Source organism: Gordonia sp. CPCC 205515 (assembly GCF_048537925.1).
In the GTDB taxonomy this organism is placed as follows: domain Bacteria; phylum Actinomycetota; class Actinomycetes; order Mycobacteriales; family Mycobacteriaceae; genus Gordonia.
The window spans coordinates 1-26,907 of record NZ_JBCLVJ010000024.1 but is presented as its reverse complement, the minus strand read 5'-3'; the positions used below and the strand labels follow the sequence as shown (position 1 = coordinate 26,907).

Sequence of the window (26,907 nt, the reverse complement as noted above, 5' to 3'; positions counted from 1 at the left end):
AGCACGATGTCGACATCGGCGCGAGGGACGCGCCTGTCCGGTTTGCGGCACCGCGAAGATAGTTGAGTATCGCGAGCATTTCGGATGGGTAATGAGTTTCGACTACCGTGACCAGCGGTAGTAAACAGGGCGTGAACGGAGATGGGTCGGCGGCCGCCGGGGACGGTCGTCGATGCGGGGGAGGGACATCACCGGTTGCGTGGGGGCCACAGGAGTTATGGATGCTGAACACTGAATTCGAACAGTTCCTCGACGAGAACGGAAACCTTTCGTTCACCGAGGACGCCACCTTGGTCGACTATGTCGAACGCAACGTACGCGACGAGGCGGACACTCTCGCCTATCGCTTCATCGACTACAGCCGCGAACGGGACGGCGAGGCACAGGATTTGACCTGGGCGCAGTTCGGCAAGCGGCTGCGTGCAGTCGCCGCCCGCCTGCAGCAGGTGACCAAGCCGGGCGACCGTGTCGCCATCCTGGCCCCGCAGTCGCTGGAGTACGTGATCGGCTTCTTCTCCGCGCTGTACGCCAGCAACATCGCGGTTCCGCTGTTCTCCCCGGATGAGCCCGGCCACACCGACCGGCTGACCGCGGTGCTCGCCGACTGCCAGCCCAGCGCGATCCTGACCTCCACCAAGTCGGCCGAGGCCGTCCGCGACTTCTTCGCCGACCGGCCCGCCAAGGAACGTCCGCGCGTGATCGCCGTCGACGCCGTCCCCGATTCGGTCGGGTCGAGCTGGGTCGCCCCGGTCGCCGGCAAGGACCACAACAAGGACACCGTCGCCTACCTGCAGTACACCTCCGGCTCGACTCGCGTCCCCGCGGGCGTGGAGATCACCTACGAGGCCGTCGCGGCCAACGTCCTGCAGATCTACGACTGCATCGAGATCGACCGCAACGCCCGCGGCGTCACGTGGCTGCCGATGTTCCACGACATGGGCCTGCTCACGGTGATCCTGCCGGCGCTGGGCGGCAAGTACATCACGATCATGAGCCCGCAGGCGTTCGTGCGTCGTCCGGGCCGGTGGATCAAGGAACTCGCCGCGGAGAAGGACAACGCGCCGACCTACGCGGCCGCCCCGAACTTCGCCTACGAGCACGCTGCCGTGCGCGGTCTGCCGAAGGCCGGCGAACACCTCGACCTGTCGAACGTCATCGGCCTGATCAACGGTTCCGAGCCGGTGACCGTGGCGTCGATGAAGAAGTTCAACGATGCCTTCGGGCCCTACGGACTGCCCAAGACGGCGATCAAGCCGTGTTACGGCATGGCCGAGGCCACCCTGTTCGTCTCCGCCACCCAGCGGGAGAACGAAGCCAAGATCATCTACGTCGATCGCGACGAACTCAACGCCGGCCGCATGAAGCTCGTCGATGCCGACGCCCCCAACGCGGTGGCGCAGGTGTCCTGCGGGCAGGTCGCGCTGAGCCAGTGGGCGTGCATCGTCGACTCCGACACCGCGACCGAACGGCCCGACGGCCAGGTCGGCGAGATCTGGTTGCACGGTCTCAACATCGGCGCAGGCTACTGGAACAAGGCGAGCGAAACCGAGGAGACCTTCCACAACAAGATCGCCCATCCGCTCGCCGAGGGCAGCCACTCCGACGGCGCGCCCGCCGACGCCATCTGGATGCGCACCGGCGACTACGGCGTGTGGCTCGACGGCGAGCTCTACATCACCGGTCGCGTCAAGGACCTGGTGATAGTGGACGGACGCAACCACTACCCGCAGGATCTCGAGTTCAGCGCGCAGGAGGCCAGCCCCAGCCTGCGGCCGGGCTTCGTGGCCGCGTTCTCGGTCCCGGCCAACCAGCTGCCGCCGGAGGTCTTCGAGCAGTCGACGTCCGGCCTGAGCTTCGACGCCGACGACGCCTCCGAGCAACTCGTCATCGTCGGCGAGCGCGCCCCGGGCCAGAAGAACGACCCGCAGGAGGTGGCCGACACCGTGCGAGCCGCCATCGCACAGCGTCACGGTGTGATGGCCCGCGACATCCTGCTCGTGCCCGCCGGCTCCATCCCGCGTACCTCGAGCGGCAAGATCGCCCGACGGGCGACGCGCACGGCCTATATCGACGGCAGCCTCCGCGGCGGCTATAAGCAGACCGCCTTCCCGGATAGCGTTTGATCATGGTCGCCCGCGCGGCGATGCAGGAGGAGCGGCAAGGAGCGCAGCGACGCCGCCCGCGACGACGAAGAGCGGTGCTGAAGGGCGACCATGATCAAACGTAAAAATCACTCAGTAGTCTGGAAGCGATGTCTGAACTGAATAACGACGAGTCCACCACCCCCGAGGAAACCGGCACTGCCGGCGAGACCGCGGGTGATCTGACCGTCGCCGAACTGCGTGACTGGTTGCGAGGATGGGTGTCGGAGGCCACCGGCATCCCCGCCGAGCAGATCTCCGACGACCGGCCGATGGAGGAGTTCGGGCTCTCGTCCCGCGACGCCGTGGCTCTGGCCGCCGACGTCGAGGACAAGACCGGCGTCGTGCTCACCGCGACCGCGGCCTACAACCATCCGACCATCGCGATGCTGGCCAAGCGGATCATCGAGGGCGACCCCGACGAACTGCTCGACGACGGTGCCGACACGTTCTGGCAGCGGGAGCGCAGTGCCGACGACGACATCGCCATCGTCGGGCTGTCGACCCGCTTCCCGAAGGCGGGCACGACGCCGGAATCGACGTGGGACGCACTGATCGAGGGCCGCGACGGTATCAGCGACCTGCCCGCCGACCGCTGGACCGAGTTCACCTCGGATCCGCGGCTCGCCGAGGTCATCGAGTCCGCCAACGTCAAGGGCGGCTATCTCGACGACGTGAAGACCTTTGACGCGGACTTCTTCCAGATGAGCCCGCGTGAGGTCGAAATGGTCGACCCGCAGCAGCGCCTCGCCCTGGAGTTGACGTGGGAGGCGCTCGAGCACGCGCACATCCCCGCCAGCGATCTCAAGGGTGGGTCGGTCGGCGTGTTCATCGGCACCTCGACCAACGACTATCAGATGCTGGCGACGCTCGGTCTCGGCGAAGGCGCCCAGGAGACCGCGGCGTATGCGCTCACCGGTACCGCCACCTCGATTGTCGCCAACCGCGTCTCCTACTTCTTCGACTTCCGCGGTCCGTCCATCGCCATCGACACCGCGTGCTCGTCGTCGTTGGTGGCGGTGCACCAGGCGGTGCGCAGCCTGCGCTCCGGCGAATCGGAGGTCGCGCTCGCCGGCGGCGTGAACATGATCATCACCCCGGCGGTCACCCTCGGCTTCGACAACGTGGGTGCGCAGGCCAAGGACGGCCACATCAAGGCGTTCTCCGCCGACGCCGACGGCATGATCCGCGCCGAAGGTGGCGGCCTGGTGGTGCTCAAGCGCATGGCCGACGCCCGCCGCGACGGCGATCATGTGCTCGCGGTGATCGCGGGGTCCGCGGTGAACTCCGACGGCCGCTCCAACGGCCTGTTCGCTCCCAATCCGGAAGCGCAGGTCGACGTGCTGCGCGACGCCTACACCGATGCCGCGCTCGATCCGCGCACGGTGGACTACGTCGAGGCGCACGGCACCGGCACGATCCTCGGTGATCCGATCGAGGCCGACGCGCTCGGCCGGGTGGTCGGTCGCGGACGTGTCGTCGGCGCGCCGGCGTTGCTCGGCTCGGCCAAGACGAACTTCGGGCACATGGAGTCCGCGGCCGGCGCCGGTGCACTCGCCAAGGTGATCTTGTCGTTGCAGCACAACAAGATTCCCGCATCCCTGAACTACTCGGGCCCGAACCCGTACATCCAGTTCGGCCCGAACGGACTCCAGGTCACCCCGGAAGCCGCGGACTGGCCGCGCTATTCGGGTCACGCCATCGCCGGCATCTCCGGTTTCGGTTTCGGTGGCACCAACGCCCACGTCGTCGTGCGTGAGGTGCTGCCCGCCGATCTCGCCGACGGCCCCTCCGTCGACGTCCTTCCCGCCGAAGTCCTTCCCGATGGCGCCTCCTCCGCTGGTCGAGTAGGCCGCGACGAAGGAGCGACCGTATCGAGACCACTCGAAGTCGACGACGACGAAGACGACGAATACATCACCGAAGCCGAGCGTGCGATCCTGGCCGCCCAGGCCAAGCAGGACTCCGGCCCGGCCGAGGTAACCGACAAGGACCCGGCTGAGGGCTTCGCGCCGTGCGCGGTCGAGGGTTCGGTGGTGCCACTGGTGCTGTCCGGCTTCCTGCCGTCGCGTCGTCGCAGGGCCGCTGCTGATCTGCTGGAATGGCTGGAATCCGAAGCGGGACAGGCGACTCCGCTAGCCGACATCGGCCGCGCCCTGGCGCACCGCAACCACGGTCGCTCGCGGTCGGTGGTGATGGCGCGGACCCACGAGGATGCCGTCACCGGCGTGCGGGCCATCGCCGACGGTAAGAGCAATCCGCTTGTCTACGTTGCCGATTCGCCGGACGCCGCGTCGGCTGTGTGGCTGCTGTCCGGGTTCGGGTCGCAGCACCGCAAGATGGCCAAGCAGCTCTACCTCGAGAACCCGGTCTTCAAGAAGTATGTCGACCGGGTCGATGCCTTCGTCCAGAACGAACTCGGCTATTCCATCGCCGAGATGTTCCTCGACGATGAGCAGACCTACGGCATCGAGACCAGCCAGGTCGGCATCTACACCATCCAGGTCGCACTCGCCGACCTGCTGCGCCACCACGGCGCGGAACCCGGTGTGCTGGTGCCGCATTCGATGGGTGAGGCGTCGGCCGCCTACATCAGCGGTGGACTCTCGCTGGAGGACGCCACCCGCGTCATCTGTCAGCGTTCGCGGCTGATGGGCGAGGGTGAGTCGATGCTGCAGGGCGATGACATCCGTCTGATGGCGCTCGTCGAATACAGCGCCGACGACATCAGCGACGTCCTCGTCGACTACCCCGATCTGGAGATCTGCGTCTACGCGGCACCGACCCACACGGTGATCGGTGGACCCGAGTCGCAGGTCGACGCGATCGTCGAACGTGCGGAGAAGGAAGGCAAACTCGGTCGCAAACTGCAGACCAAGGGCGCCAGCCACACGTCGCAGATGGATCCGTTGCTCGGCGAACTCGCCTACGAACTCACCGGAATCAACCCGCTGCGACCCACTGTCGGCTTCTACAGCTCGGTGGACCGCGAGACGTTCTACCGTCCGGGCAGCGATCCGGTGCACACCATCGACTACTTCACCAAGGGGCTGCGCCACAGCGTGTGGTTCTCGCAGGCGATCGCGAAGTCGGTGGAGAACGGGCACCGTACCTTCCTGGAACTCTCGCCGAATCCCGCGGTGCTGATCTCCGTTGCCGCGGTGACATTCTCGTTGGGTCTGCACGACGCAGAGCTCATCGAGACGTTGCGCCGCAAGGAAGACGAGAGCTACGGCGTGGTCAACGCCCTGATGAAGCTCTACGTCCACGGTCACGCGGTCGACGTCGGATCACTGTTCGGGGCGGGCGATTTCGCTGATGTGCCGCGAACTCGCTTCGAGCGCAAGGAGTTCTGGATCAAGGCGCAGATCAGCGCCGGGGGCTCGAGTGGCACCGTGCCCGGCTCGCACGTGGCGCTGCCGGACGGCCGGCATGCCTGGGAGGTCAACGCCTCGGCGGTCACCGATCCGCGTGAACTGGTGCGGGCGGCCGCCGCTGCGGTGATGACCGACGTGAGCGTCGGCGCTGCCGTCACGCACGGGGAGCTCCCGACCGTCGGCACCATCACCACCACGCTGAGCCCGCACCCGGGTGGCGCGTCGGTGAGCGTGCACGTCAAGGAGGACAAGAACTTCCGGCTCGTGTTCGAAGCGGCCATCACCAGTGGCGGTCCGGTGCCGGAGTCGGCTCCGGCGGCCACCGAGCAGTCGCCGGCGGCGGTATTCGCCGACGACAAGGTCGTGACCGAGGACGAGGTCGTCCACGACATCGACAACAAGTGGGATCCGGAATCCGATGAGTCCGTGGAGGATCGGCTGGCCATCATCGTCGGAGAGTCGATGGGCTACGACCCCGAAGACCTGCCGCGGGAGATCCCGCTCATCGAACTGGGCCTCGACTCGCTGATGGCGGTGCGCATCAAGAACCGCGTCGAGTTCGAGTTCGACATCCCGCAACTGCAACTGCAGGCCATGCGTCAGGCCAACCTCGAAGACGTCACCAAGTTCGTCGCCTATGCCGTCGAGCACCGTGACGAACTCGACGACCTCGCCGATAACGCTGCGGGCGGTGGGGAACTGGACACGGCCGCGCTCAACGCTTACATCGACGAGCAGAACGCCAAGCGCGAGGCGGATCCCGTCCCCGCTGACAGCAACCAGATCCCCGCCGACGGCAACCAGATCCCCGCCGACGGCAACCAGAATCCCGCCGACGGCAACCAGGATCCCGTTGACAGCAACGAGATCCTCGCCGAAGCCGTTACGCCGACAGCCGACCCCGCCGACCTCACCGACGCGGCCGCCGTCGCCGACGCCGCGGGTGCCGACGTCCCGCCGCGCGACGCGGCCGAGCGCCTCACCTTCGGTGTGTACGCGGTGGTGACCAAGAAGTCCGCGGGTGGCATCTTCAACAAGCTGCCGGTGCTGGAAGAGGATGTGGCGCAACAGCTCACCGATCGACTCAACGAGCGGACGGGCGGGGATATCGACGTCGAGGACATCCTCGACTCGGAGACCATCGAGGACATGTCGAACTACGTCCGGCAGTTCCTCGACGCCAGCGCCGACACCGACGGGTTCCTGCGCTACCTGCGTCTGGTGCCGGACGGTAAGAAGTCCTATGACCCGGCCGCCGGGGATCCGTCCCCAATCCTCTTGTTCCACCCGGCCGGTGGTAACACCTCGGCCTACGAAGCGCTGCTCAAGCGGCTGCCGGAGGATCGCCCGGTCATCGGCTTCGACCGCGTCGAAGGCACGATCGAAGAGCGTGTGCGTCAATACCTTCCGCGTCTGCGTGAGCTGCAGCCGCACGGTCCGTACGTGCTGGTCGGCTGGTCGCTGGGTGGTGCGCTCGCGTACGGCTGCGCGCAGGTGCTGCGCGAGGAGGGGGAAGAGGTCTCCTTCGTCGGACTGATCGACGTGGTGCGGCCCTCCGAGCCGGTCATCGAGAATGCCGACACCAAGCGTGCGCGGCTGGAGCGGTGGAAAGAGTTCGCCATCAAGAACTATGACCTCGACGACGACATCCCGATCCCGATGGATCGGCTGGTCGAGGCCGACGACGAGGGCCAGTTCCAGATCATCATGGAGATGATGTCGATGTCGGGAACCAAGATTCCCGGCGGCATCATCGAGCACCAGCGGACGTCGTTCCTGGACAACCGTGCACTGACCAACATCGAGCCGACCCGATTCGACGGCAAGGTGATCCTCTATCGTGCCGACAAGATGCATGAGGGTGCGATCGAGTTGGAACCCCAGTGGGCCAAGATCGATGAGGACGGTCGATGGGGTGAGGTGGTCGACGATCTGGAGATCATCCACATCGGCGGCGATCATCTGTCGATCGTCGACGAGCCGTACATCGGCAAGATCGGCGTGGACCTGACCAAGCGTCTGGGCCACCTCGGCTAGCAGAACGCCGGCACGTAGCACGTCGGCAAGAAGTAGGGAGTTGGAGGACCGTGACTGACACCACCGCGAGCAAGTTGGCCGATCTACGCGAGAAGCTGGCTGCCGCAGCCGAACCGGGTGGCGAGAAGGCGATCGCCAAGCGCGAGGCCAAGGGCATCTGCTCGCCGCGTGAACGGCTCGCCATGCTCTTCGATCCGGGCACGTTCACCGAGATCGGTGCGCTGGCGAAGATGCCCGGCGCTGCCCACACCGGATACGGCGATGGCGTGGTCACCGGTCACGGCATGGTGCACGGCCGCCCCGTCGCAGCGTTCTCGCACGACCAGACGGTGCTCGGCGGAACGGTTGGAGAGATGTTCGGCCGCAAGGTGTCTGCGCTGATGGAGTGGGCCGGCAAGATCGGCTGCCCGATGGTCGGCATCAACGACTCGGCCGGTGCGCGGATCCAGGACGCGGTGACCTCGCTGGCGTGGTACGCGGAGATGGGCAGGCGAAACCTGTTGCTGTCCGGGCTCGCTCCGCAGGTCTCGGTGATCCTGGGCAAATGCGCCGGTGGAGCGGTCTACACACCCGCCAACACCGACATCCTGGTCGCGGTCGAAGACAAGAGTTACATGTTCGTCACCGGACCCGATGTGCTGAAACAGGTCAACGGCGAGGACATCTCCGCGGAAGACCTGGGTAGCGCCCACAACCAGGCGCGCTGGGGCAACATCCATCACGTCGCGCCCGATGAGAAGACGGCGTTCGACTGGGTGCGCGAGTATCTCCAGTACATGCCGTCGAGTGCGTATGAACAGCCGCCGATCATCAACCCGGGTTTGGAACCGGAGATCACCGACTCTGACCTTTCACTCAACACATTCATGCCGGACAACGACAATGCGGGTTACGACATGCACGACATCGTGATCAAGCTGTTCGACGATGGCGCCTTTCATGAGGTTGGCGAATTGTTCGCGCCGAACATTCTGACCGGTTACGCGCGCGTCGATGGCCGGGCCGTGGGCGTCGTCGCGAATCAGCCGAGCGTGATGTCCGGTGTGCTGGACACGGATTCGTCGGAGAAGGCCACGCGGTTCGTGCGGATCTGCAACGCCTTCGGCATCCCGCTGGTCTTTCTGGTGGACACGCCGGGGATTCTGCCGGGACTCGTCGAGGAACAGAAAGGCACCATCCGTCGGTCCGGAAAGTTCCTGTACGCCTACGTGGAGGCCGACGTACCGAAGGTGACGGTGGTGCTACGCAAGGCGTACGGCGGCGCGTACGCGGTGATGGGCTGCAAGCAACTCGGCGCCGACATCAACCTCGCGTGGCCGAGCGCGAAGATCGCGGTCATGGGTGCGGAGTCCGCCGCGGCGGTGCTGACCCGCCGGCAGACCGAGGGAATGTCCGCGGCCGAGGCCGACAAGGTACGCCGTGACTTCATCGGTTTCTACAACACGATGATGGCCACCCCCTACCTGGCCGCCGAGCGCGGCTACATCGATGCGGTCATCGAGCCCGCAGAGACCCGGCTGCAGCTGCGAAAAGCCTTGGCGCAGTTGCGTGACAAGACGGAGTACCGCACGCCACGCAAGCATTACCTGATGCCGATCTAGTCGGGTCACCCCACCGCCGTACCCACGAGCCGGCCGATCGCGAACGTCACCGCCATCGCGATCGCGCCGCCGACCACGACCCGGCACATCGGGCGCCACGGCTTGGAGCCGCCGAGGGTGGCCCCGACCCAGCCGGTCAACGCGAGAGCCAGGATCACCGTCACGACGGCGACCGCGATCCGCCACGATGCGGGTGGGAGCAGGATGGCGACCAGGGGCAACAACGCTCCCAGGGTGAATGACACCGCCGACGACATCGCGGCCTGCCACGGGTTGGTGAGATCGTCGGGATCGATGCCGAGCTCGGCGTCGACGTGCGCCTCGAATACGTCGTGCTCGGTGAGTTCCGTCGCGACCCGGCACGCGGTCTCGTGGGAGAGTCCCTTGCCCTCGTAGATACCGACGAGTTCCTCGAATTCGGCCTGTGGTTCTTCGGCGAGCTCGCGACGCTCCTTGGCCAGCAGACTCCGCTCGGAGTCGCGTTGCGTGCTCACCGACACGTACTCACCCAACGCCATCGAGACCGCACCTGCGGCGAGTCCGGCGATGCCAGCGGTGAACACCGGTGCCCGTTCGGTGGTGGCCGCGGCGACACCGACGACGATGCCCGCCGTGGAGACGATGCCGTCGTTGGCGCCGAGGACTCCGGCGCGCAACCAATTGAGCCGATTGGCCAGCCCGCCGCCGGTGTGGGGTTCAGCGGCATGCTGATGTGGCGGGTCGTCGGTACCGTGTGGTGAATTGTCCACGGACATGGCTCAACTCAACCGCTAACCGCCTCGCCCCGCAAGCAAGGCGATGGTTGCCTAACGGAGCCCCTCAGACGGCGAACCGCAGCAGGATTGAGTGCACGGCCTGGGTGACGGTGACCCGGTCGTAGCTCTGTACGAACTCGAAGGTGCGGTCGAGATCGGCTGCGCCGCAATGCTGATCGCGTGCCGACAGGAGCGCACAGAAGTGCGGACTGAGCACCGCCACATTCCATTCGTTGACCAGGTCGTCGTCGGGCGACAAGGGTGCCCGGTGTACGTTTCCGTCCCGGACATCGACGAGATCGACACCGTAGACGCCGGCGAGACCCGTCTTCTCCGACATCTTCCGCCAGCGTTCCGCGGTGTGCTCGGTGAAGTGCCGGGCGTGCTGGAATGTGCCCAGTACGACGGCGGCACCGCCCATCGCGGCCTGGTGTTCGAGCGCCTTGCTCATCTCGATGAGCAGCCGTTTGTCGCCGGGCCGCGACTCCAGGTGCGCCGAGGCGATCGCGAACGGTGTCGACTGCTCGGCCGGCGGGGTCGACCACACCGGCAGTTCCGGCAGCGGCACAACGGTTGTCGACGACAGCGCGGTCGGCGATTCGACCGCCGGGTACATCGCGCCGGTGCCGTAGGCGGCACCGATGGTCATCGCCGCCACGCGTTGCTCTTCGGTGTCGACGCCCTCGGCGATCACCACGGCGTGGCTGCGCTCGGTGTGTGCGGCGATCGCGTGGGCGACGCGCGCGGCTTCCTGACCGGCATTGCCGCGCAACAGATCTGCACTGGTGATGACGATGTCGGGTTCGATCAGCGACAGCAGCGCGGCCGCCTGCTCGCTGGTGTTGAGACCGTCGACGCAGATGATTCGGCCGGTGCGTCGCGCCCTGGCGACCTTGGCCAGCGTGTGCTGCGGACTGCGTTGCATCGCATCGGGCAGCACCACCATCACGTGGCGCTCCAGGGTGTTGACGGTCTCGTCGTCGAGCCCGGCGATCAGATCGAGATCCAGCGGGACGAGCAGCGGCAGTATCTTGGCGACGGACTGCGCGCGGGGGGTCGTCGCGAAGTCACGTTTGCGGCTGTCGAGCACGCGGTGCTGGTCCATCAGCCAGGCTGCGCGACGCAACGCACGAGCGCTCCCGACCCGCGTGCCCGAGGGACCGCGGAGTTGAAGTTCCATAGCGCCCACCGCGCCATCCGTCAGCCGACAGACCGGCGCGAACTGCATGTGGAGCTCCAGATCGTCGAAGAGGGTGAACTCGCTCGTCGTGGTCGACTCGGAAGCCGGCTTCATCGCTGGACCTTGGGCCATCGCGCGGCCTCCCGTCAGGGCGAGAAGCCCCGATCGATCTGGGCGGATGCGGTCTGTTTCACACCCTCGAGAGGGCAAACACCTTGCCCGCCGTTAGCGTAACAAATAATCGCGCAGACGACGTGGCGCGTCGGCGGAGGTCAGAGCGTCACCCAGCGCTGCGGGCGGCGTCCGCGGCGCCGGTCTCGGTGCTCTGGCCTGCGGTGGCGAGGTTGCCGGTGTAGCTCTCGAGGTGCGCGCGGACGAACCACTGGAACTTCTCGAGTTCGGCGGTCTGCCCGATGAGAACGTCCTCGGTGATGGGGTCGAGTTCGCCGGTTTTCTCGATCGCCGCTCGGTGCGAGGTGATGAAGCCGTCGTAGACGAGATCCAGCGCCCCCAGGTGCGCCTGCGCGGTGTCGCGGCCGATGGAGTAGTCGTCCCAGGAGCGGTCGGTTTCGATGGCTTTCGCGGTGCCGCGCGGCGACGCACCCAGCGTTGCGATGCGTTCGGCGATGGTGTCGGCGTATCCGCGGACCAATTCGACCTGCGGGTCTATCATCTCGTGCACGCCGATGAAGTTGGCACCGACCACGTTCCAATGCACGTGTTTCAGGGTGAGGTGGAGGTCGTTGAGGGCGCTCAGGCGCTCCTGCAGTACCTCGGTCACAGTGGTAGCGGAGTCGATGGACAGGCCTGGTGCGGTGAATGAGGTCATGCCACGACGGTATGGCGGGCAATGGCCGCACATGGCAGTGCCGAACGCTATGGCAACGGAACCGAGATACACGGTCTCGATCAGGTAACGCGTCAGGTGTCAGAAAACCGGCACACCGAACCGCCGTCGAAGGCGCATGTCGAGAAGGTAGGCGAACAACAGTCCTCGCATGACCCTGCCGACTGCGGGGTCGACGATCCGCGCGGCACGCAGGGTCGCAGCGTAGATCCGTTCGTCGGCGGCCGTCCACCGCCAGTGCATCTGCTCCCGGAATCCGTCGGGCAGCCCGGCCTTGATGAGGTAGTTCATCGGCCGACCGAGGGCCTGGTGGACCATTGTGCCCGCCACACCGAATCGGTAGGAGAGGAAGGAGAGATCCGAAAGACTTTGCAACAGTTCACGAACTGGCGCATCTATGGTCATCGACTCGACTTGCGCTGCCCAATACTCCTGCAGCTGGGCGTAACTCGCGGGCCATTGGTCGTCCCGCACGTTCAATGTGGTGCCGAGCCACCGGGAATCGGCCACCACGCGTTCGCGTTCGGTGGTCGACAACTGTCCGTAGAGCAGTTCGTACTGGTCGATGAAGTACTTCAGCAGGCACACCGCCACCCACAGCTGCAGCCGGGAATCGTTGGCGTGGTATCGAACCGGGCTCTTGTCGGTGGAGTAGACCAGCGCATGGACCCGCTGGAGTTCACGGTGTACGTAGGCGCGGTCGTGGTCGTCGCCGAGGAGTGCCACCGCCAGGAATGTCCCGGTGGTGCGGCTGCGTTTGATCGGATGCTTGACCGCGCTACCGGAATCGACCCGGCTCTCCACCACGCCGTGGCCGACCTTCGGGTGCGCCAGCTGCATGATCACATTGGCACCGGCGATGGTCGGCCCCAGGCCGGTGACCAGATCGCCGGTGCGGCGCACGGTCCGCCGATGCCGGGCCCGCGGCACATCGGAGACGTGTGCGTGTCGGTAGCTGTCGTCGATGACATCCACCGGGTCACCGTAACCCGAAAACTGTGGCCGGAGGTCAGTATCCGCTCGATCGCATCGGTGCCGGGTTGTACAGCCCCGAATGCCGCGCAGTGCCCAGCTCCAACTCGGCGGGCGGCGCCGGATCGATCTCGGTGAACCGCTGCAGTCCGCCCCAGTCCCGGCCCCAGTTGTTGCGCAGGTAGGTCGGCAGCAGCGTCGGCGTCAGCATCGCCTCGGTGATGCCGAGCGGGCCACCGGCCTTGCCCGACATCCACGTCTGGCTGTTCTTCCGGGTTGCCTCGGCGTCGGGCATGATCCGCCACTTGGGTACCTCGAGGACGCCGTTGCGTACCCGCATCGGCTGCTGGCACGGGAAGACCAGGCCCGGCAGCCAGTCGATGAACACCGGGTCGGTGCTGCCGACGACGTTCTGCAGAGTGTCCAGTTCGCCCACCCGCGGCGGGGTGATCGCCACCCACTCGGCCGGCGCGCCCGCGGTGTCGGTGACCTCGACCCGCACGACGTCGGCGTTCCTCGGTGCCTGATCCATGGGGAACCGCAGATCACGCCAGATGGGGGCCTCGCCGGCATCGATCGGCGACATGGTGCCGACCGGGGTGACCTTCCCGTCCGGTCCGGTCCGGCCGAACCGCATGATCAGTTGCTGGCCGGGCTGCACCACTCCGATGCCGTCGACGGCCTGTACCTTTCCGGCGACCGCGATCGTCAGCAGTGGCTTGTTCTGATCGCGCGCCGGGAGTTGGTACCAGTCGGTGGTCAATGAGCCGGTGCCCGAGGCGGTTCCGTAGGTGCCGAGGACCGGCGTACTCGCGGGATTCAGACCGAAGGGCAGCTTGACGGTCGACCCGTTGACGCCGCGTGCGCCCTGTCCGCCCTGAGTGCCGCCCTGCGCCGACGTGTTGCTGTCGGTTGCTTCGTCGGCGCCCGCCCCGGACTGCGCGGTGTTCACCGCGCTCGTCGTCGAGGTGTCGGACTCCTGGGTGGAATCCACCGAGAGTTGGTTGGGCAGCCCGTTGGGCGTGAACTCGGCGGGATTCGACGACCCGGCCAACGCGGCGGACACACTCGGTGCGGGTCGGCCGTCGACGGCGGCCGGCGAGAGCAGCCCGGTGTTCGGATCCGCTTCCACCAGCACATCATTGGCGAGCGCGCAGGAGTTGCCGGTGAGCGCGCGGGCGTTCGACTTCAGCCACGACCAACTGTCGCGCTGTTCGTAGGCGGCCTTGGCGAACGACGCGACCATGAACATCACGACGAACACCGAGATCACCGGTAGCGGTGAGAACTTCAGCTTCGACGCCCAGCCGCTGCCGCCGCGGGTACGGGTCCGCTCGTCGACGTAGTCGTCTCGGAAGTGGAACCACAGACCGACGAGTGCGGTGATGACCGCCGCCGCGAGGATCAGCCAGCCGAGCTTGATCCCGCCGATGGACGGCGGCCGATCCCACCAGGGGATGCCGTAACTGGCCACGTACCACCAGCCGTTGGTGCCGGCGAACGATATGGCGGTCACCGCGAGTACCGCGGCGGCGAAGAATGTCCGATTGCGTCGCGACCGCAGGATCGCCGGGGCCATCATCGCGCCGGCCGCCGCGGCCAGACCACCGGCGATACCGGCGTACAGCCCGAAGTGGTGGGTCCATTTGGTCGGGGTGAACGAGATCAGGAACATGGTGCCGAGCACCACCGCCAGCAGCCGCCAGATCGGTGCGCGGGCAACACCGTTCGGATGCTCGCGGCGCAGCAGCCGCAGTAGCACCACGACGATGCACAGGATCATGATGAACACGCCGAACCGTCGCGCCAGGGTGCCGTCGGCGGTCTGCAGGTCGAGGTAGTAGTAGCGGACCGGTTCCTGCCACCATTCCAGCGTCGGCCCGACGTCGCTGGCCACCTGGTTGCCGACGACCAGCGGCATCAACGGCTGATCGAGGAAGATCTCGTAGAGCACCGCCGTGCCGGCCGCCACGATCGGGATCAGCATCGGGAACAGACCGTCACGCTTGCGGCGCGTGACAACGGTTTTCACGATCGGCCGGATGCCGGCCAGCAATGCGGCCACCGCCATCAGACCGCCCGGCGCGAGCGCCAGGGTGAATGCGGCGGTGACCACCGCGACGGCGTACGGCAGCAGTCGACGGGTGGCGATCGCGCGTTCGACGCAGCACCAGGTGAGCAGCGCGCCGATCGCCTCGCCGGGTTCCGGCCGTAGACCGTTGTTGTAGGGCAACCAGATCGCGAGGAAGACGAACGCACCCGACCACATCGCCGGTGTGCTGGTGCGCACCGCGCGACCCAGGCGGGGGATCACTTCCCGACTGAGCAGCCACCAGCCGAGCAGCCCGAGCAGGAACGCCGGCAGTCGCATCCACGGTGCGGACAGGCTGACGTGGGTCATCGCCGAGAGCACCTGGTAATGCCAGCCGAACGGGTCCTGCGGCACCCCGAAATAGCGGAAGTAGTTGTCCGCGTAGCCCGCTTCGCTGGTGATGCGGCCGACGGTGAAGTTGTAGCCGTCGTCGGAGGTGTTGGCGCCCATGAACCACCAGAACGCGAGCACTGCGAACACCACCACGTCCAGTGGCGTGACGACCCACCAGCCGGCCGGCAGGAAGCGCTTGTGCCCGCGGCCATCCCGGCTGTCGAGCACCCCGAGCGCGACCAGCGACAGGATCGTCATGATGATGCCGACGATGATCGCCGCGAGCTTCAGGAAAGTGGGGGAGCTGACGTACCGGGTGTCGATCGTCGCATGGAACGAAAGGCCCTCGCGCGGTGCGGTTTCCGGTAGGTCGGTGTACACGCCGATGATCTGCGGTCGCATGTCGGGGTCGGCCACCGCATAGGTGTGGATCCCGTCGCCGGTGACGCCGTCGATACGTGCATTGACCCCGGTCCCGTCGGCGTGGAACACGATGCGACAGTCCAGATCGGCTTGGGCGGCAGCACGATCGGTGTTCAGGATGACCACGTTGCGGTCACTCACGGTCAGCGCGTCGGCGGTGGCGCGGATGAACAGGCCGCGGGCGGCCGCGTCCTGCCCGCCGTCGGGCACCGTCGACAACAGCACCCCGCCGCCGGCCGGGAGGTCCCGGGCCAACGAACACGGCACAGCCACATCCATGTCGATCGGCACGAACGACACCAGCGGTGCGGCCACACTGCCGACACCGTTGCCCTGCGGCCAGTTGAGTTCGGAGGTCGACTGGTTCACCGGCAACAGCGGACTCAGTGCCGCCATCAGGATGCCGATCAGCCCGGCCACCACCGCCACGATCTTGGCGGTGCGGTAGTCGCGTTCCGTCGTCCTGGGTTCGGTCGGCGAGGGTTCAGTGGTCATGGGTTCAGTCGTCATAGGATTGGGGCTCCACCCTGATCGAACCGGTCCGCGACCATCCCCATCGCGTCTGCTGCGTGACATCCACGGTCACCGAATGCGCGTCGGGCTCCAGGGGCGACAGCCGTTCCAGCGCACCCCAGTCCTGATGCCAGTCGTCGCGCAGATACGTCGGGACGGTCGTGGCCGACGTCGTCGCCTGAGACACCGACAGCGGTCCGCCACCCGCGCTCGACATCCACGTCTTCGACTGGGAGTTCGCCGACGCGAAGTCGGGCAGGATGCGCCAGTCCGGCACCTCGGCGACCCCGTTGCGCACCTCCATCGGCCGCTGACACGGAAAATGTGCGGCGACAGTGAAGTCGATGAGCGTCGGGTCCTGCGAGCCGACGATCCGTTGCAGCGTCTGCAGCTTGGGTGCGCGCGGCGGCGTGATGCCGATGAACTGTTTCGGGTCGAGGTTGTTGTCCAGCAACGACAACCGCATCACCGTCGCGCGCGGCGGTACCTGTGCCATCGGCACCCGCAGGTTGCGCCACGGGCGATTCGGGATCACCGGTCCCGGATCGATGGGCACGAGGTCGCGGCCCACCTGCTCGAAGGCGCCGTTCGCACCGGGCCGGCCGAACTGCATGACCAGCTTCTGCCCGAACACGGTTGCGCCGAACGCGTCGATCGTGGAGATCGACCCGGCCGCCGCGACCACCAGCAGCGGCGACGAATTACGTTGCGGCAGTTGATACCAGCCGGTTGTCAGCTTGGCCTCACCGCTGTAGCCGTAGCTGCCGAGCACCGGGGTCGTGGCGGGATCGAGGCCGTAGGGCAACGCGACGGTGGAACCGTTGACGGTGCGTGGTCCGGTACCGCCGGTGGTCCCGGCGCCGAGACCGCCGTTGACCACGAACGGCTTGGAGAAGCTCGCGGCGACGTTCATCTGTCCGGGTCGAGCGCTGCCGGGGTCCGGGGTCAGATCCGCGGGCACCCCGTCGGGGGTGAACCCGACCGAACCGGTGCCGGCGAGGGTTGCCGACGCCGACTCTCCGGTCGCCGGTGGCAGGACACCGGCGTTGGCGTCGGGTTCGGCGAGTACGGCGTCGGCCATGCCGCAACTGTTGCCGCGCAGCGTGTTCAGGTTCTCGGCGGCGACGGTGAAGGCGGGCCGTCGGACGACCACCGCCTTGGCGAACACCAAGACCTGCGCGACAACCATGATGGCCGCGATGATCGCGATCGGCGACGACGCGAGGAACAGGCGCCGCCGATCGGCGGTGCTCGCCCCGGGGCCATCGGAACTGTGCGCGAGTCCCTTGTTCTGCACGTAGTCCAGGCGCAGGTGCTGCCACACCGCGATCCCGGCGGTCAGTACCGCGAGGCCGAGGAAGATGCTCGAGATGCTGAAGCCGAGGAGTACCGGTGCCCGGTCGAACCAGGAGATGCCGTACTCGTAGCCGAAGGGCCAGGCGTTCTTGCCGGCCATCGCGGCGGCCAACGCGAAACACAGGCCCGACACGAACACTGTGAGGTTGCGCGCGGAGCGGGCCGCCGACTGCGCCACCGCGAGGGTGGCCGTCGCCGCGAGTGCCGCCGCCAAACCCGCGAACACGCCGAACTGGATGGTCCACTTGGTCGGGGTGAAGGCAAACAGCAGCAGGGTGACGCCGACCGCGCCGATCGCCCGCCACGTCGGCCCCGGATCGACACCGCGGATGCGGGTGCGTCGCAGCATCACCGCGACGGTCACGATCAGCGCCGCCAGCAGCAACAGCACCGGGACGCGGCGGGTCAGCGAGCCGTCGTCGGTGGTGACGGTGAGGAAGTAGTAGCGCAGGTACTCCTGATGCCAGCTGATCACCGGGCCAACCTGGTAGCGCAGCTTCATCGCCTCGAGCACTGTGGCGAGGGTCTGGTCGCGGAACACCACGACCAGCACGAGCGAACCGGCGGCCAGGATCGGGGCGAGGACCGCGGTCAGCCCGGCCTCCCGGCGGCGGTCCAGCAGGACGTGCAGCAGCGGCCGCGCCGACACCAGCAGGATCGCGATACCGATGACGCCCTGCGGGGCCAGTGCGAGGGTGAACCCGGCGGCGATGGCGGCGGCCGCGGCGGGTAGCAGGCGGCGGGTGGCGATTGACTGTTCGGCCGCCCACCACGTCAGCAGCGAGCCGAGCACGATGATCGACTCACTGCGCAGGCCACTGCAGAACGGCAGCCAGAACGCGGTGAACACCGTGGCCGCCGCCCAGATCGCCCACCCACTGCGCCGCACCGCCGATCCCAGGCGCGGCAGCAGCACCCGGCTGAGTACAAACCATGACACCAGTCCCGCGATCAGCGACGGGATGTGCATCCACAGGATCGACGGGGACACCGACGACCAGTGCGAGAGGAAGTCGTAATACCAATCGAAGGGCGCCTCGGGGGCGCCGTAATAGCGGTAGTAGTCGGCCAGATAGCCCGCGGGACCGGCGATGCGGCCCATGTTCAGGATGTAGCCGTCGTCGGCGGTCCCCGCCCCCAGTACCGCCCAGATCAGCAGCACCACGGTCACCGCGATGTCCGACGGTCGGGGGATCAGCGACCGTGCCAGCGACCGGGACCGCTGCCCGATCCGACGGTGATACCCGAAGATGCGGTCGAGGTAACCGAGCGCCACCAGCGCGACCAGCACCGCGAGCACGGCGAGCACCGCCACGATGCGCTTCAGCACGCTCGGTGAGCTCACGTAGCGGTTGTCGATCACGGTGTGCACGCGCATCCCGGCATTGCCGGCGGCGATGGCCTGCTCCCGGGTCATATCCGTGTAGATGCCCGACACCTGGGGCCGCTTGTCCGGGGCGAGGGTCGTCGATTCACCAGCCGCACCGGACAGGCCGACGAACTGCGCGCCCGGTCCGCTCGGCGCCGACCAGATGTGCAACTCGCGGCAGCCCGACAACTCGGCACGCGGCGCCGACGCGGCCACCGAATTCCGGAATGTCACCGACACGGTCGACGACGTCGCGGTGACATAGAGCGCCGACGCCTTGCTCTTCGGGGCCGACGGCGCCATGGTCGCGAGCACCAGGCCGCCGTCGGCGGGCAGCGCCGCCAACACCGGGCACGGAATGGTCGCGTCCATGGACTCGGGGGTCTGTGCGATCAGCGGGGCGACGATGTCGGCCGACGATCCGGTCAGCGACTGTCCCTGCGGCCAGTCGAAGGCCGCATCAGTGCCCTTGACCGGCAGTAACGGGGTGATCGCGCACAGCACCACACCGAGCAGGCCGGCGACGACGGCAACGATCCGAACAGTGCCCGTTGACACCCTCGCGGTCGGGTTCGTTGCGTCGGGCGCACCGGTCGGCGCTGTCACAGGCACGATCCCAAATGCTAGGGGACTTCCCTGAGAGTACGCAGACATACCCGGACCGCGGCGCAGCACGATTCTGTTCCGGTTCCGTTGTTCAACTAGGGTCTCGATCTGATGACTGCTGATTCCCGACCCGCGAATGCGCGCCTGTGGGCGATGATCGCCACCGTCTCCGGACTGGTCGCGATCGTCGCGGCGGTGTTGACCCCGCTGCTCCCGGTGACCACGCACGCGGCGTCGATCGACTGGCCCGGCCGCGCGGCCGTCGGCGCCTCCACGGCGTCGGTGACCGCGCCGTTGGTGGCGCAGTCACCGGCGGATCTGCGGGTCACGATCGGCTGCGACACCCTGCGGGAGACGGCCGCCGACGGCACCACCGTCGTGCTGTCCACGCTGCCGGGCGCTGCGCCGCAGGCCGCGCAGAAGGGACTGTTCGTCACCACGGCCCGGGATGTCCTCGCGGTCACCCTGCGTGGCAAGGACCTGCTGCGGGTGCCGCGGGCCGAGTTGGCGCGGTGCGAGCGCCTCACGGTGATCTCGTCGCCGGCCGGTGTCGACGCGCGACTGGTCGGGGCCGGGCAGACCGGTCACGCCGAACCCGGCGAGCGCCCGCAGGTGTCGGGCATCTTCACCGACCTCGACCGCGCCGAGGTCGCGCGAGCGCAGGCCACCGGCCTGTCGGTGCACGTCGACATCGACAACCGCTTCGACACCAGCCCGACCTGGATCAAGCTGCTCGTGATGATCCTCGGCATACTCGCCGCGCTCGTCTGCTTCGTCGCGATCGCGGTGCTCGACGTCGCGAACGGCTATCACCGGCGGATCGGCCCACGGTGGCACGACCTGCGTCGTCTGGTGGCGCCGCGTCCCGCCGACCTCGCGGTCACCGCGGTCCTCGTCATCTGGCACTTCCTCGGCGCGGGCTCGTCCGACGACGGCTACATCCTCGCGATGGGCCGCAACGCCAACGACGCCGGTTACCTCGCCAACTACTACCGGTTCTTCGGCATCCCCGAGGCACCGTTCGACTGGTACTACAGCTTCCTGTCGCACTGGTCGGCGATCTCCACCGCCGGCGTGTGGATGCGGTTGCCCGCGCTGCTCGCCGGGCTGGCGAGCTGGTTCATCCTGAGCCGGGTGCTGCTGCCGCGACTCGGTGGCGCCGTCCGACGCTCCCAGTGGGCCATGTTCACCGCGGCCGCGGTGTTCGTGGCCTTCTGGATGCCGATGGCCAGCGGCCTGCGTAGCGAGGGCATCATCGTCCTCGGCTCCCTGCTCACCTGGTGGGGTGTCGAGCAGGCCGTCGCGACCCGCCGGATGCTGCCCGCCGCGGGCGCCGCGCTCGCCGCCGGGCTCACCCTGGCGCTGGCACCGCACGGCGTGATCGCGCTCGCACTGCTCCTCGCGGGTTCCCGCCCGATGCTGCGCACCATCCGACGACGCCACCGCGAAAACGGCTGGCTGCCGCTGATCGCCCCGATCGGAGCCGCGGTCGCCCTGGTGGTCATCGTGGTGTTCCGCGATCAGACCCTCGCCGGCATTGCCGAGGCCCTGCGCATCCGCTACACCGTCGGCCCGACGCTCGTCTGGTATCAGGAACTCCTGCGCTACTACTACCTCTCGCTGACCACCCAGGACGGCTCGCTGGTGCGGCGCGTGCCGATGCTGATGCTCGTCGCGGCGCTCTTCGTCACCCTCGCGCTGATGCTGCGGCGCAAACACATTCGTGGCGTCGACCCGGGTCCGGTGTGGCGACTGGTCGGCGCGATCCTGCTCACCGTGCTCCTGCTGTCGTTCACACCGACCAAGTGGACCGTCCAATTCGGCATCTACGCCGGCGTCGCCGCAGCGATGGCGGCCGTCGCCACGGTCGGGGTGGCGCAGTCGGCCCGACGGTCCCCGCGCAACCTCTGGATGTACGTCGCCGTGCTGCTGTTCGCCTGCGCCGTCGCGGTTGCCGGGAAGAATGCATGGGGCTGGGCCTACGACTTCGGCATCGCCTTCTTCGACAAAGCGCCGACACTGGCCGGCATCCCACTGTCGTCGGTGTTCCTCGTGCTCACCGTGCTGGCCCTGGCGGTCGCGATGTGGTTCCACCTGCGGATCGACGTCGACACGGAACGCGGTGCGCGACAAGATGACCAGACGCCGGTGTCGCGGTGGAGCAGCGCGGTGGCATCGGCGCCGATGCTGCTGATCGCCACGCTGGTGGTGATCGGTGAACTGCTGTTGTTCACCAAGGCCGCCGTGGCACGCTCGGACACCTACACAACCGCCAACGCCAACCTGCGCGCGCTGGCCGGACACCCCTGCGGCATGGCCGACCAGGTGCTCGTCGAAGAGAACCCGAATCGTGGTGCGCTGCAACCGATCGGCACTACCAACCCAACCGCGGCCCTGCGCGGCGAGTCGACCGGCTTCACACCGGACGGCGTCGCCGCCGACCTCACCCCGGACGCGACCTCGCTCGGCGCCGGTACCATCAACACCTCCGGCGACCTCTCGCGACCCTTCGTCGTCTCCGGTGGTCCGCCTGGGACCCTGAGCAGGACACTGCCTTTCGGGCTCGACGCGGACACCCCCGTCCTCGGCAGTTACGGGCACGACAACGGCACCGCCGAACTGACCTCGGCGTGGTACCAACTGCCGGCACGCAACTCGTCGCCGCTGTTGGTGATCACCGCCGCCGGACCGGTGCTGTCGATCGACCAGGACGGCGTGGTCAATCCGGGTCGCTCGCTGAAAGTCCAGTTCGGTCGCGACGAGAACGGGACCTTCACCGAAGTCGGTGCGCCCGTGGTGCCGATCGACCCCGGACCCGACCGCCCCAACCGTCCGTGGCGCAACCTGCGCATCCCCATGTCGGCCGTCCCGTCCGAGGTCACTGCGATGCGGATCGTCGCCCTCGACGACAACGTGGCCCCCGACCAGTGGCTCGCGTTCACCCCGCCCCGCGCACCGCAACTGCGCACCCTGCAGGATGTGGTGGGCACCGAGACACCCGTGCTGCTGGATCTGTCGGTGGGTAGCCAGTTCCCGTGCCAGCACCCGATGGGTACCCGTGACGGGGTCAGCGAGATCCCCGAATGGCGCATCGTCCCGGACCAGGTCACGACCAACTCGAAATCCAAGACGTGGCAGGCCGGCGTCAACGGCGGCATTCTCACCACGCCGGAGGCGTTGACCCGCGCCTCGACGATGGCCACCTACCTCGACAACGACTGGTATCGGGATTGGGGCGGTCTGCAACAACTTTCACCGATCGTGCCGGAGGCCGAACCGGCGCCGGTTCGGGTCGCGCCGTCGACGATGTGGGGCTGGACCCGACCGGGAGCGATCAGGGTGGTGCCGCAAAGTGACTGACGACAACGACATGACACACAACGTCGAACCGACTTCCGTGAGTCGGGACCCCGGGACCACCGAAACGCGCAAGATCCGCATCGCGAAGATCGTCGCGGTGGTGGCCGGACTGCTCGGCGTGCTGCTGGCCGTCGCCGCCCCGTTCCTGCCGGTCAGCTACACCAAGACTGAACTGGTGTGGCCGCAGGCCGGTGGCATCGAAAACGTTGCCGCACCGAACGTGTCGTATGTGCCGGTGTCCATGGACATCACGGTGCCGTGCCGGTTGGCTGCTGATCTCCCCGCCTCCGGTGGGGTGCTGCTGTCGACGGTGCCGGAGAACGGGGCCGAGGCGAGCAAGGTCGGTCTGTTCATCCGCGCCACGAGCGACCGACTCCTGGTAACCCAGCGCAATGCGGTCCTCATCTCGGCGCCTCGCGCCGACCTGCAGCGGAACCCCGACTGCCGCATCGTGATCGGTGCCAACACCAGTGGGACATGGGGCAGCGTGGAGGGTGTCGCCGACGGTCCACGCTTCCGGCTCGACGATCCCAACTCGCGACCCCAGATCATCGGCGTCTACACCGACCTACCGAAATCCGCGTCCGCCGACGGTTTGTCGTACCGGTCGACGATTGACACCCGCTTCATCTCCAGTCCGACGACGCTCAAGGGTGCGCTGCTGATTCTCGGTGTCCTCGCAACCATTGCGTCGATGATCGCCCTCGCGGTGCTCGACGCCCGCGACGGTCGACGACTCCGACGACTGCTGCCGCCGAAATGGTGGAAACCCACCTGGGTTGACGGGGTGGTCACCGCAGTACTGGTGGTGTGGCTGTTCATCGGTGGCAACACCGCCGACGACGGCTACCAGGTCACCGTCGGGCGGATTGCCCCCGGTGCCGGTTACCTCGACAACTACTACCGCTATTTCGGTGTGCCCCAGGATCCCTTCGGCTGGCACTACCAATACCTCGCCCTGTGGATGCAGGTCAGCACCGCCACGCCGTGGCTGCGGTTGCTGCCGCTGCTGTTCGCGCTGGCCGGTTGGTTCCTGATCAGTCGCGCCGCCATCCCGAGGCTCGGACTCGCCGTGCGCACATCGCGGGCCGCGCTCTGGGCCGCGGGCCTCGGATTCCTCGCGGTGTGGCTGCCGTTCAACAACGGTCTGCGCGTGGAACCGGCGCTGTCGGTGGGCATCCTGCTGACCTGGATCCTGGTCGAACGGGCCATCGCGACCGGCCGGTTCTTCCCGCTGACCCTGGCCATCCTGTCCGCGGCCTTCACCCTGACCATTCACCCGGCGGGTGCGATCGCGATCCTGCCGCTGCTGGCAGCGATCCGTCCGCTGCTGACCCGACTGCGCAAACGTCGTCGGCGCGACGGCCTGCTCCCATTGCTGCTGCCGATTCTCGCATCGGGTCTCGCCGTGCTGTTCGAGATCTTCGCCGACCAACCCCTCGCCGCGATCCGCGAAGGCATCAAGGTGCAGGGCATCGTCGGACCCACCAACAAATGGTGGACCGAGGCGATGCGCTACTACATCCTGCTCAACCCCACACCGGACGGATCGATCGCGCGTCGGGTGGGCATCTTCGTCACCATCATCGCCGTCCTGCTCATCGTGCTGATGCTGCTGAGCAAACGGCGCGTCCGCGGCGTGGCGACCGCACCGCTGTGGCGGCTGGTCGCCGTCACCTCCGGTGCAGTGGCGGTGCTGGCATTCGTGCCGACGAAGGCCACCCACCAGATGGGCGCATTCGCTTGTCTCACCGGTGTTCTCGCAGCTGCCGCAACAACTTTCGTGCGCCCCGAAGTGATGTCGCGGCGCTGTAACCGCACGTTCTTCGCGGCCGCCTGCGCCTACGCACTCGCCGTCGCCTTCGCCGGCCGTAACCAGTGGTGGTACGTCGGCAGCTATGGCATGCCGTGGGGTGACGACACCCCCAACTTCCGCGGCATCGGTTTCTACGTACCGATATTGCTGGTGGCGGTGGCCCTCACGCTGTACGGCGCCTGGCAGTACTACCGCGACGACCGACTCGCCGAACGCGGCGAACTGACCGCGAATACCGCCAACCGCAGCATCATCCAACGCATCCCCACCTACTCGCTCGCGATCATCTCCGCGGTCATCCTGCTATTCACCTTCGTCTCCTACGCGAAAGCGATTCGAACGCAGCAGGGCTCATGGTCGTGGACGAGTTCGAACATTGCCGCGATGAAGGGCAACCCCTGCGCCCTCGCCGACGCGGTGATGGTGGAAGCCGACCCGAACCAGGGCGTGCTGACGCCGGCACAGGTTGCGGGCCAAGCCAATCCGTCACCGGGTGCCGCGCTGGCCGGACGCGACATGGTCGGCTTCGAGCCGAACGGAGTCTCGGCACACCTGGAGAGCGACTCCGACGACAGTTCGGACTCCACCGAGGTCGACCGCACGCAGACCGATCCCAACGCCGCGCAGCAAGAGGTGTCCGGATCGGCCGGATCCGCCGACACCGGTGGTGGCACCACCGCCGGTCGCGGTGTCAACGGGTCGTCGGTGAAGCTCCCGTTCGGACTCGACCCGAATCAGGTCCCTGTCCTCGGCACCTACGGAACCGACAGTGGTCGTGGCCATCTCACGTCCGACTGGTACCAACTACCGGCCCGCAGCGCCGACAAGCCGATCGCGACGATCGCCGTCGCCGGCGAGGTGGAGTACGTCGACGAACTCGCCGTCACCCATCCGGGCCAGAAGCTGCGGCTCGAGTTCGGCCGCGTCGAGCCCGACGGCACGGTCACGACCACCGCGTCGATGGCCCCACTCGGCATCGACACGGCACCCGAATGGCGCAACCTGCGCTTCCCGCTCGACCAGGCGCCACCACGCGCCACGGTCGTGCGTGTCGTCGCCGATGACACCTCGTCGGATCCGGCCCAATGGCTGGCCATCACCCCGCCGCGGGTCACCCCGCTGGTGACGCTGAACTCGTTGGTGGGCAGCGAGGATCCGGTCCTGTTGGACTGGGAGGTCGCCCTGGCGTTCCCCTGCCAGCGTCCCGCCGCCGCGGTCCACGGTGTGCTGGAGACCCCCATGTGGCGGATCGCTCCCGACGCCGAAGGGGAGCGGGTCAACTCCCGACGCTGGATGGCCGGCGACTACGGTGGCCCGCTCGGCATCGTCGAGAACGAACTGCAACCGATCGTGCTCCCCGCCTATCTCCGCAACGATTGGGCCAAGGACTGGGGCAGCCTGCAGCGACTCGTCCCGCTCAAACCGCAAGTCCCCGCGGAGTTGACGATCACCGAGGATGTCCACGGCGGTATGTGGACCCCGGGTCCGATGCGCGCGATCAAGAACTGAGGGGTCACTTGCGGGCTCCCCCCGGGGAGCCCGCAAGCGCCGCTTGCCTGTTCACACTGTGGAGTTGTCAAAGAGCGTGCGCGGTCCCGACGGGTCGGGTGCGCGAAAGGTGCTACACACAGGGAGTGTTGTCGTTGGCGGGAGCCCGCATCAGATGTCGTGGGGTGTCGGCCGCTTGCCCTGGCTGATCACCCGGTACAGGTGTATCACCGACCCCCGACAAGTTCGGTGGCCTCAGGCTCAGGCGGCGATCGGGTCGTCGAGGGTCAGGGTGCGGCGGTTGTAGGCCGGTAGCGGTCGTCGTTGCCGATCGATCGCGGCCGGTGGAATCAACCAGGGGTGCCGGTCGGCGCCCATGATGATGTCCCAGTCGGTGGCGTGGATAAAGGCGTGGCACGACGGACACAGCAGACACCCGTTATCCAGATCGGTCGGCCCGTCCTGGCTCCACCACTGCACATGGTGCACGTGGGTGCGGCCGGCGGATGCCCCGCACTTGACGCAGCACTGGTCGCGGATGATGATCGCACGCCGCAGATGCGGCGGGAACCGGCGTCGGGTGGTGCCCATCTGCAGCGGCACGGTCTGTCCGTCGACGACGACCTCGGCGATCTCGGCGT

Annotated in this window: 12 protein-coding genes; 5 read left to right on the top strand and 7 right to left on the bottom strand. The window is 67.4% G+C overall.

The genetic code is table 11. The annotated features are described in order from the left end of the window. Positions 1 to 221: 221 nt before the first annotated feature. The 3 genes from fadD32 (at position 222) to AAFP30_RS27545 (ending at position 9,156) form a co-directional block, all read left to right on the top strand. Positions 222 to 2,123 (top strand): long-chain-fatty-acid--AMP ligase FadD32, encoded by a 1,902-nt coding sequence (fadD32, locus tag AAFP30_RS27555; protein ID WP_419233253.1) that lies wholly within the window; start codon positions 222 to 224, stop codon positions 2,121 to 2,123. Positions 2,124 to 2,251: 128 nt separating this feature from the next. Further along, complete coding sequence (gene pks13 / locus AAFP30_RS27550) at positions 2,252 to 7,555, top strand: polyketide synthase Pks13 (protein ID WP_419233252.1); 5,304 nt, start codon at positions 2,252 to 2,254, stop codon at positions 7,553 to 7,555. Between the two features lie 50 nt (positions 7,556 to 7,605). After that, the gene (locus tag AAFP30_RS27545) at positions 7,606 to 9,156 is read left to right on the top strand and encodes an acyl-CoA carboxylase subunit beta (protein WP_419233251.1); all 1,551 of its coding nucleotides are present in this window, start codon (positions 7,606 to 7,608) and stop codon (positions 9,154 to 9,156) included. Positions 9,157 to 9,161: 5 nt separating this feature from the next. On the opposite strand, the gene AAFP30_RS27540 is transcribed toward AAFP30_RS27545, so the two are convergent. The 6 genes from AAFP30_RS27540 to AAFP30_RS27515 all read right to left on the bottom strand — a co-directional run bounded on the left by AAFP30_RS27540 (position 9,162) and on the right by AAFP30_RS27515 (position 19,608). After that, the gene (locus AAFP30_RS27540; RefSeq protein WP_419233250.1) at positions 9,162 to 9,911 is read right to left on the bottom strand and encodes a VIT1/CCC1 transporter family protein; all 750 of its coding nucleotides are present in this window, start codon (positions 9,909 to 9,911) and stop codon (positions 9,162 to 9,164) included. A 64-nt stretch (positions 9,912 to 9,975) separates the two neighbouring features. Continuing rightward, the gene (locus AAFP30_RS27535; protein ID WP_419233249.1) at positions 9,976 to 11,205 is read right to left on the bottom strand and encodes a DICT sensory domain-containing protein; all 1,230 of its coding nucleotides are present in this window, start codon (positions 11,203 to 11,205) and stop codon (positions 9,976 to 9,978) included. Between the two features lie 166 nt (positions 11,206 to 11,371). After that, positions 11,372 to 11,920 carry a Dps family protein gene (locus AAFP30_RS27530; RefSeq protein WP_419233248.1) on the bottom strand — a complete coding sequence of 183 codons (549 nt, stop codon included), beginning with the start codon at positions 11,918 to 11,920 and terminating at the stop codon, positions 11,372 to 11,374. Between the two features lie 99 nt (positions 11,921 to 12,019). Next, positions 12,020 to 12,913: an oxygenase MpaB family protein gene (locus AAFP30_RS27525; protein ID WP_419233247.1), complete on the bottom strand. Its 894-nt coding sequence runs from the start codon at positions 12,911 to 12,913 to the stop codon at positions 12,020 to 12,022. A 34-nt stretch (positions 12,914 to 12,947) separates the two neighbouring features. Further along, complete coding sequence (locus AAFP30_RS27520; protein ID WP_419233246.1) at positions 12,948 to 16,253, bottom strand: arabinosyltransferase domain-containing protein; 3,306 nt, start codon at positions 16,251 to 16,253, stop codon at positions 12,948 to 12,950. A 4-nt stretch (positions 16,254 to 16,257) separates the two neighbouring features. Beyond that, positions 16,258 to 19,608, bottom strand: a complete 3,351-nt coding sequence (locus tag AAFP30_RS27515) for an arabinosyltransferase domain-containing protein (RefSeq protein WP_419233245.1) — start codon at positions 19,606 to 19,608, stop codon at positions 16,258 to 16,260. Positions 19,609 to 19,713: 105 nt separating this feature from the next. On the opposite strand from AAFP30_RS27515, the gene AAFP30_RS27510 reads away from it, so the two are divergent. Together AAFP30_RS27510 and AAFP30_RS27505 are read left to right on the top strand one after the other, a co-directional pair. After that, positions 19,714 to 22,962, top strand: coding sequence for an arabinosyltransferase domain-containing protein (locus AAFP30_RS27510; RefSeq protein ID WP_419233244.1), 3,249 nt, complete (start codon positions 19,714 to 19,716; stop codon positions 22,960 to 22,962). 10 nt (positions 22,963 to 22,972) lie between these two features. Then, the gene (locus AAFP30_RS27505; RefSeq protein WP_419233287.1) at positions 22,973 to 26,287 is read left to right on the top strand and encodes an arabinosyltransferase domain-containing protein; all 3,315 of its coding nucleotides are present in this window, start codon (positions 22,973 to 22,975) and stop codon (positions 26,285 to 26,287) included. Positions 26,288 to 26,527: 240 nt separating this feature from the next. Here AAFP30_RS27505 and AAFP30_RS27500 read toward each other — a convergent pair. Next, a partial coding sequence (locus AAFP30_RS27500) for an HNH endonuclease (protein ID WP_419233243.1) occupies positions 26,528 to 26,907 on the bottom strand: 380 nt, incomplete at its 5' end.